At 57.2% G+C, this 1,847-nt stretch carries 3 protein-coding genes; 2 read left to right on the forward strand and 1 reads right to left on the reverse strand.

What is annotated here, in order from left to right:
* Positions 1 to 259, reverse strand: a 259-nt coding sequence (locus tag HMPREF2581_RS05040; protein ID WP_070867305.1) for a Cro/CI family transcriptional regulator, incomplete at its 3' end; no start/stop codon positions are given.
* 102 nt (positions 260 to 361) lie between these two features.
* Here HMPREF2581_RS05040 and HMPREF2581_RS05045 point away from each other — a divergent pair.
* Together HMPREF2581_RS05045 and HMPREF2581_RS05050 are read left to right on the forward strand one after the other, a co-directional pair.
* Positions 362 to 1,150, forward strand: a complete 789-nt coding sequence (locus tag HMPREF2581_RS05045; RefSeq protein WP_012613570.1) for a LexA family transcriptional regulator — start codon at positions 362 to 364, stop codon at positions 1,148 to 1,150.
* A 351-nt stretch (positions 1,151 to 1,501) separates the two neighbouring features.
* On the forward strand, positions 1,502 to 1,847 hold a 346-nt coding region (locus tag HMPREF2581_RS05050; RefSeq protein WP_070867306.1), incomplete at its 3' end, for a helix-turn-helix domain-containing protein.

The raw sequence follows: 1,847 nt of genomic DNA on the forward strand, positions 1-1,847 counted from the left end.
AATCGGACGGCAGAATGGGCTCAAGGTCGGCGGAACTGGTGGCCATCGGGACGCTAGGCATTGCACGGGGGCGCCCACCTCCCGACGGAAACCGCTTCAGTTCCGTTGCCTCGAAACCGCCCCCCATTGCAGGCGCGACGATAATGAGGCGTTTTGACCTCAGCGCCTTACTGATTGCGGCCTGACTTGCTCCGAGGGCCTGGGCCGCCCCTTCCTGTCCGAAGCGGCCAACGAACTCAGCGAGTGTTTGGGTTTGCATACTTCCTGCCTCTTGCTTTGGAGGCAGAATAACCGGCGGTGCTATTCTTTACAATACCGCTGGTTCTTTGACTGCATAACCGTTGGTTGTTAACGTCTCACCATGAAGAAACGAAAGCTAAGCCAGATCGAACTCAACGAATGCCAAGCGCTAAGGCACATTTATAGCGCGAAGCGCCGAGAACTAGGGCTCACGCAATCCTCCATTGCCGAGGCATTCCGTATGAGTCAGACCGCTATTTCGATGTATATGAATGGCAGCAATGCGCTGAATGCGGCCGTTGCCGCTAAATTTTCAACGATACTCGAAGTACCCGTATCCAGCTTCAGTCCGCGCCTAGCAGCCGAAATTGAGGGCATGGCAAAGGCAATGCATCCCAAGCCAGTACCAGATATCACCGACACCCTGGAGCCTATCCATCCGTGGGATGACGGCACCCCCATTGACGATGATGAGGTAGAGATACCTTTCTACAAGGAAGTTGAGATGGCCGCCGGCGCAGGCCGAAACATTGAGCAGGAAATCAAAGGACGCAAGCTTCGCTTCTCCTACGCAACCTTGCGCGCAGCAGGGGTCGATCCATCGGCTGCCATCTGCACCAGGGTAGGAGGCAACAGCATGGAGCCCTTGATCTCTGACGGCGCTACTATCGGCGTTGATACGGCCACCAAACACATCACCGACGGCGAGATCTACGCCATCAAGCACGACGACCTGCTAAGGGTGAAGTTCGTCTACCGCCTGCCTGGCGGGGGGGTCCGCCTGCGCAGCTATAACCGAGATGAGTATCCCGACGAGGAGTACACCCCTGAGGAAATGAGGAGCCAACAAATCAGTATCATTGGCTGGGTGTTCTGGTGGTCAGTGGTAAGGATTCGGCGAAAGCTGTGATCAACAACAGTCGGCACAACGCACCCCATCCCACCAGTCTTTTTGCTCAAAGCCTCAAAGCCATTCAGCCAACCTGCGGTTCTGCGCAAGTTGGCATGCTCACTTAATGCCTGACGCATCATTCGCCGCATTGTTCTGCTAGCTATCCGCAATGCCGGGCACTGTGCTCGGCACATGCACCCCCTGCAAGCCCATCCCAAGCAACACCCCACCTACCGCCCGCGACCTCAGCCGCCCTCAAGCAGGAAGCAGCAATACTCAATAATAAAACCGCAGGTGTTGACACCAATAAATAACCGCAGGTAAATTCTGTCCATATGTTGAAACGTGAGTGACCAACAAGGACTCCCCATGACCATCACCATCAGCACTGATACCTGGCAAGGCCGTCTCGGCATGGGTCTCGCTCCGCGCGAACTGGAGGCCACCCTGCATGCGGCGAGCGACCTGACCGCAAAGGAGATCGCGAAGCTGATGGGCATCGCGCCTGGAACCGTATCCAAGCGGTTGGATGATGCGCGGTTCAAGCTCGGCGCCAAGACTATCCGCGGCCTGGTGCTGGAGGCGTACAAGCGCCAGATTATCAGCCCCCTGTGCGTTGGCATCCTCGCCCTCCTGGCGGCAGCACAACCCCTCCTCGATGAAGACCCGGCCATGCGGGCGCGCCGTGGCGGCGAAAGGAAGATCGAAACTCGTC

This window comes from Pseudomonas sp. HMSC057H01, from assembly GCF_001836405.1.
Taxonomy (GTDB): Bacteria; Pseudomonadota; Gammaproteobacteria; order Pseudomonadales; family Pseudomonadaceae; genus Pseudomonas; species Pseudomonas aeruginosa.